7 protein-coding genes are annotated in these 6,195 nt (G+C 73.2%); 3 read left to right on the forward strand and 4 right to left on the reverse strand.

Annotation, left to right across the window (positions count from 1 at the left end; all coding sequences use genetic code 11):
- Nucleotides 1-28 precede the first annotated feature (28 nt).
- A complete protein-coding gene (gene purS / locus ACVUH9_RS20110; protein WP_475760219.1) occupies nt 29-256 on the reverse strand; it encodes a phosphoribosylformylglycinamidine synthase subunit PurS in 228 nt (75 codons plus the stop codon).
- A gap of 240 nt (nt 257-496) precedes the next feature.
- Here purS and ACVUH9_RS20115 point away from each other — a divergent pair, with 240 nt between their 5' ends.
- A complete protein-coding gene (locus ACVUH9_RS20115; RefSeq protein WP_475760221.1) occupies nt 497-1,735 on the forward strand; it encodes an MFS transporter in 1,239 nt (412 codons plus the stop codon).
- Nucleotides 1,736-1,757: 22 nt separating this feature from the next.
- On the opposite strand, the gene ACVUH9_RS20120 is transcribed toward ACVUH9_RS20115, so the two are convergent.
- Entirely contained in the window at nt 1,758-2,018 is a 261-nt protein-coding gene (locus ACVUH9_RS20120) for a hypothetical protein (protein ID WP_475760223.1), read from the reverse strand.
- Between the two features lie 123 nt (nt 2,019-2,141).
- On the opposite strand from ACVUH9_RS20120, the gene ACVUH9_RS20125 reads away from it, so the two are divergent.
- Entirely contained in the window at nt 2,142-3,143 is a 1,002-nt protein-coding gene (locus ACVUH9_RS20125; RefSeq protein WP_475760225.1) for a LysR family transcriptional regulator, read from the forward strand.
- Here the strand turns inward: ACVUH9_RS20125 and ACVUH9_RS20130 are convergent.
- A complete protein-coding gene (locus ACVUH9_RS20130; RefSeq protein WP_475760227.1) occupies nt 3,115-4,173 on the reverse strand; it encodes an aldo/keto reductase in 1,059 nt (352 codons plus the stop codon). The genes ACVUH9_RS20125 and ACVUH9_RS20130 overlap by 29 nt on opposite strands.
- Nucleotides 4,174-4,293: 120 nt before the next feature.
- A complete protein-coding gene (locus tag ACVUH9_RS20135) occupies nt 4,294-5,205 on the reverse strand; it encodes a phosphoribosylaminoimidazolesuccinocarboxamide synthase (RefSeq protein ID WP_475760229.1) in 912 nt (303 codons plus the stop codon).
- 212 nt (nt 5,206-5,417) lie between these two features.
- On the opposite strand from ACVUH9_RS20135, the gene ACVUH9_RS20140 reads away from it, so the two are divergent.
- Nucleotides 5,418-6,095, forward strand: a complete 678-nt coding sequence (locus ACVUH9_RS20140; RefSeq protein ID WP_475760231.1) for a TIGR00645 family protein — start codon at nt 5,418-5,420, stop codon at nt 6,093-6,095.
- Nucleotides 6,096-6,195: the final 100 nt, after the last annotated feature.

A 6,195-nucleotide genomic window follows, 5' to 3' on the forward strand; every position in this document is an offset into this window, starting at 1 on the left:
CCACCCCACTGGGGAACGCCGATCCGCATCAGGCGTCCAGCACGATCTCGTAGTCCTCGATCAGCGGATTCGCCAGCAGCTTCTGGCAGATCGCCTCGAGCTCCGACGGGTCGGCCGCGTCGAGCTCGACGAGGCGCCCGATCCGGACGTTGCTGACGCCGTCGAAGCCGAGCTGCGGCAGCGCCTGCTCGACGGCGGTGCCCTGCGGGTCGAGGATGCCGGCCTTGGGCCGGATGAGGATGCGGGCGTGAGGCATCGGAAGCTCTCGAGACGGTCGGCGGCGGACGAGCGTCGCCCGCGAACCCGCGGACGACGAAGACGACACCGAGGACGATATCGGCGCGCGCGGCCCCGCGAGTCCCTGCCCCTACGGTGACCGGACGCACCCCCTGCGCGTTCACGGCCTGCGAACATCGGTGACGGTCCCGGTCGTCATCGTGGCGACCGCTGGCGTCGCGCCCTCCCCTTCTCGCGCGACGCCGCCCTCCCCCGCTTGATGTCTGCGCGCCCCACACCGTCGCCGGTTGCTGCCCCGACCCCGTCGCGGCTCCCGATCGCGATCCTCGCCCTGGCCGTCGCCGCGTTCGCGATCGGCAGCACCGAGTTCACGATCATCGGCCTGCTGCCCGACGTCGCCGACGGCCTCGACGTCTCGATCCCGCGCGCCGGGCTGCTCGTCTCCGCCTACGCGCTGGGGGTCGTGATCGGCGCCCCGCTGCTGACGGCGGCCGGGACGCGGATGCGCCGCCACCACCTGCTGATCGCGCTGATGGGGCTGTTCACCGTCGGCAACCTGCTGTCGGCGATCGCTCCCAACTACGAGCTGTTCTTCGCCAGCCGGGTGCTCGCGGCACTGCCCCACGGGGCCTTCTTCGGCGTCGCCTCGGTCGTCGCGGCCAAGCTCGTCGCGCCCGAACGCCGCAACGTCGCGATCGCCACGATGTTCACCGGCCTCGCGCTGGCCAACGTCGTCGGCGTCCCGCTCGGCACGCTGCTCGGGCAGCAGCTCGGCTGGCGCGCCAGCTTCTGGGCGATCGCCGTGCTCGGCGTGGTCAGCGTCCTCGCCCTCGCGCGGCTGGTGCCGCCGATGGAGCGCGGTACCTCGTTGCGGGCCGAGGTCGCGGCCTTCCGCAACCCGCGGGTCTGGCTGGCGCTCGCGATCACCGTGCTCGGGTTCGGCGGCCTGTTCGCCGTCGTCGGCTACATCACCCCGCTGATGACCGACGTCGCCGGGCTCTCCGAGGGCGCGGTCCTGCCGGTCCTCGCCGTGCTCGGCCTGGGGATGGTCGCCGGCACCCGGCTCGTCGGCCGGGTGACCCGTGGGCGCCAGCTGATGCACGTGATCCCCGCCCTGCTCGCCGTGATGTCCGTGGTGCTGCTGCTGTTCTCGCTGCTCTCGCCGCACCCGCTGCTGGCCGTGGTCCTGCTGTTCCTGCTGGGGACCGTCGCCTTCACCGTCGCGACCCCGATCCAGGCGCTGATCATGGACGAGGCGCCGAGCGCGCCGGCGCTGGTCTCCGCCGCCAACCAGGCCGGCTTCAACCTCGGCAACGCGCTCGGACCGGCGCTCGGCTCGGTCGCGATCAGCGCCGGACTCGGCTACGCCTCGGTCGGCTGGGTCGGGGCCTGCATCACCGGCAGCGGCCTGCTGCTGGCGCTGCTGTTCGCCCGGACCGCCGTCCGGCCGGAGCGTCACGCCGCCGAGCCCGGCTCGGTCTGCGCCTCCGGCGACTGAGCGCCCGGGAGCCCGGACCCCGTCAGTCGCCCGCCGCGATCGCGTGGAGGGCCGCGCGCAGGGCCGGCGAGTCGTCGCGACCGTCGAAGACCAACACCCCCGTGCGCAGGCTGCGGGCCGCGACCACGCTGCCGTCGACGGCGGCGACCACCACCGGCTGCTCCGGGACGACCTCGCCGGCCCGCCGCGCGAGGTCACGCAGCTCGAGCTGGTCCATCGCGGTCGGGGGCCGCAGGGTCACGGGGGTCTGGTCGGGGGTGGGCGGATGGATCTCGGTCGACACGGCGGCCTCCTTCGTGGGGAGTCATCACCGTGCCAGCGGGCCGCCCCGGCCACCAGCCGGATTCGACATGCGCATGCCGCAGCGGCATGGGTGGACGGACCCGCGACGGGGTACGGTGAACGCATGGACCTGCTCCAGCTGCGGGTGCTGCGCGAGGTCGCCCGCTGCGGGTCGATCTCGGCGGCCGCCGAGGCGCTCGACTACACGCAGCCGGCGATCTCCCGCCAGCTCGCCGCGCTCGAACGCACGGCGGGACGCCCGCTGGTCGAGCGGACCGCGCGCGGGACCCAGCTGACCCGGATCGGCGAGATCCTGCTGCGGCGGGCCGAGACGATCCTCGCCGAGCTCGACGGCGCCCGCGCCGACCTCGCCCAGATCCAGGAGCACGACGCCCACCCGTTGCGGATCATCGCCTTCGCGACCGCGCTGGCCTCGTTCGTGCCCGACGCGATCAACGACTTCCGGCGACGCTCGCCCGACACGGCGGTCGAGGTCCGGCTCGGCGAGTCGCAGATCGGCGACGCCAGCCTCCGCGGCGACCGGCTCGACGTGGCCCTGACCAACCTCAATCCCGGCCGGACCTTCGCCGACGCCCGGGTCGTGCCGCTGCGCGACGACCCGATCTGGTGCTGCCTGCCGGCCGACCATCCGCTGGCCGGCCGCGACGCGATCCCGATCGGGCTGCTCCGCGAGCTGCCGTTGATCCTGACGGCGACCTCGCTCTGCGCCGACCGCGAGCTCGTCCTCGCCGCCTGCGCCACGGCCGGGTTCACCCCGCGCGTCGCCGCTCACTCCGACGACTACGCGACGACCCAGGGGCTGGTCGCGTCCGGGGTCGGGATCGCCGCGATCCCGGAGATGGGCCTGCCGGCCGTCCGCTCCGACGTCGTCCTGCGGCCGTTCGCCGACGCGTTCCACCGTCGCGTGGTGGCGCTGGTCCCGGGCGACGCCCCGCCCCGCCCGGAGCGCGACCAGCTGCTGGCCACGCTGACGGCGGTCGCCGGCCGCTGGTCGAGCCGGGCGGTGCTGCCCGCGGCCGCCCGCCGCTCGACCGACGCCGTCCGCCGGGACGCTCGGGACGATGCTCCCGGCCCGGTCAGCGGCGTCGTCGCGCCGGCTCGCTGAGCGCCGGAGCGGCGTACATCCCGTCGCCCGCCGCCAGCGTCGTCCCGGGCGGCACGATCTCGTCGATCCGGTCGAGCACGTCGGCGCTGAGGGTCACGTCGGCGGCGCCGAGCTGGCTCTCCAGCTGCTCGAGGGTCCGCGGCCCGATGATCGGCGCGGTCACCGCGGGGTGCGCCATCACGAAGGCCAGGGCGAGGTGGATCAGCGGCAGTCCCGCCTCCTCGGCCAGCGCCGCCAGCGCGTCCGCCGCCTCGAGCTTGGCCTGGTTGGCGGGCATCGAGAGATCGAAGCGCCCGGGCATCAGCTGCGCCCGGTGCGAGGCGGACGCGTCGTCCTGGCCCTTGTGGAAGCGGCCGGTCAGCCAGCCGCCGGCCAGCGGGCTCCACGACAGCACGCCCATCCCGTAGCGCTCGGCGACGGGCAGGACGTCGGCCTCGATCTGGCGGACGAGGATCGAGTACGGCGGCTGCTCGCTGACGAACCGCCCGAGCGCGTGCCGCTCGGAGGCCCACTGCGCCTCGACGATCTCGTGGGCCCGGAAGGTCGAGCAGCCGAAGGCGCGGATCTTCCCCTGCTGGCGGAGGTCGGTCAGCGCGGAGAGCGTCTCCTCGATGTCGGTGTCGGCCTCCGGACGGTGCACCTGGTAGAGGTCGATCCAGTCGGTCTGGAGCCGGCGGAGGCTGTTCTCGACCTCCTGGACGATCCAGCGGCGGGAGTTGCCGCGCTTGTTCGGGTCTCCGCCGGAGGCGCCCAGCGGGACGTCCATCGGGCCGTGGAACTTGGTCGCCACGATCACGTCGTCGCGGCGGGTGGGCGGGCCCTGCTTCAGCGCCTTGCCGACGATCAGCTCCGACTCGCCCTGCGAGTAGATGTCGGCGGTGTCGATGACGTTGATCCCCGCATCGAGCGCGGCGTGGATGATCCGGACCGACGCGTCGTGGTCCGGCTCTCCCCACGCGCCGAGCATCATCGTCCCCAGGCAGAGGGGGCTGACGTACATGCCGGTCCGGCCGAGGTTGCGGTAGTCCATGTCCGCAACCTACGCCGCGCCCCGCGTGCCCCCGTCGCGGACGGGGACCGGACGGGCCGCCACCCGAAGCGCGGGGCCGCGGCCGTGTGCTCCGTGGGCGGGCGCCGCCCGCCCCGCCGCTCAGCTGGTCGCGCCGGTGCGCTCGAGCCAGGCCGAGAGCGGCTCGCCGGTGATCCGCTCGTAGGCCTCGGCGTAGCGCTCGCGGGTGCCCTCGACGACGTCCTCGGGGATCGCCGGCGCGGGCTCGGTCTTGTCCCAACCGGACGAGACGGCCCAGTCGCGGACGTACTGCTTGTCGAACGACGGCGGCGTGGTCCCGATCTCGAACTGATCGGCCGGCCAGTAGCGGGACGAGTCCGGCGTCAGGGCCTCGTCGCCGAGGATCAGCTGGCCGGTGGCCGGGTCGAGGCCGAACTCGAACTTGGTGTCGGCGAGGATCACGCCGCGCGAGCGGGCGTGCTCGTGGGCGTGACGGTAGAGCGCGATCGAGGCCTCGCGGACGCGGGTGGCCAGCGCCTCGCCGTTGCCGTCGGGGGCGACCTCGTTGAGCAGCTCGACCGTCCGGGCGAAGTCGATCGCCTCGTCGTGCAGGCCCATCTCGGCCTTGGTCGACGGCGTGAAGAGCGGCACCGGCAGCTCCTGGCTCTCCTGCAGGCCGGCGGGCAGCTCGATCCCCGAGACCCGGCCGGTGGCCTGGTAGTCCTTCCAGCCGGAGCCGGTGATGTGGCCGCGCACGATCGCCTCGACGGGGAGCATGTTCAGCTTCTTGACGACCACGCCGCGGCCGCGGGCCTCGTCCGGCACGCCCTCGGTGTAGGAGATGACGTGGTTGGGGACGATGTGGCCGGTCTGGTCGAACCAGAACGCGGAGACGCCGGTCAGGACCGCCCCCTTGCCCGGGATCACGTTCGGGTGGACGACGTCGTAGGTCGAGACGCGGTCGCTGGCCACCAGCAGCAGCTGGTCACCGAGGTCGTAGATGTCGCGGACCTTGCCGCGGGCGACGAGGGGAAGGCTGTCCAGGCTGCTCACGCTGCGAGGCTATCGCGCGACCGTGGGGGGAGGCCGTCGCGGCCGCGCACGGCCCCCCGGTCGTCGGTGGCCCCGCACGGCCACCCAGGTCGCGGGGTGGGCGCCGAATGGCTGGTTTGGCGCATTGACGCTTGCTTGAGGTTGACCCGCGATACTTCGCCGCCGCCGTACACCCGATCGGGACGAGGCGCCCCATCTTCGCCTCGACACGCATGAACCGCACCCCTGACACCGGTGGCTTCGGCCGCTACATCGGCACCACGATCTTCTTCAGCCGCTGGCTGCAGGCACCGCTCTACCTCGGGCTGATCGTCGCCCAGGTGGTCTACGTCGCGCACTTCGCCAAGGAGCTGCGGCACCTGATCGTCGACTTCAACCACCTCTCCGAAGCCGACATCATGCTGATCGTCCTCGGCCTGGTCGACGTGGTGATGATCGCCAACCTGCTGATCATGGTGATCATCGGCGGCTACGAGACCTTCGTCTCGCGGATCCGGATGAACGACCACCCCGATCAGCCCGAGTGGCTCTCGCACGTCAACCCGAACGTGCTGAAGGTCAAGCTGGCGATGTCGATCATCGGCATCTCCTCGGTCCACCTGCTGAAGACCTTCATCGAGGCCGGTCAGGTCACCGCGACCGGCACGCCGGTGGTGACCAACGACACGATGATGTGGCAGACGATCATCCACATGGCCTTCATCGCCTCGGCCGTCGCCCTGGCCTTCATCGACTGGCTGGCCCAGAAGTCGGCGCACCCGCCGGCCGCCCCGGCGCCGACCGTGGTCGCGGCCCCCGTCGGCCCGGCACCCGCTCCGGTGGCGACGGTCACCCCGGCCCACGGTGGGGTCGTCCCGACCCCGGTCACCGCCGCACCGGCGACCGAGTGACCACGGCGGCGCCCGGGGCGCTGGGCGGCCTGGTCCGGGAGCCGGCGGCGAAGATCCTCCCGGCCGGCTACGCGTTCGCCCGCGATGCCCGCCCGGCGGA

It is taken from the genome of Patulibacter ginsengiterrae, assembly GCF_056269115.1.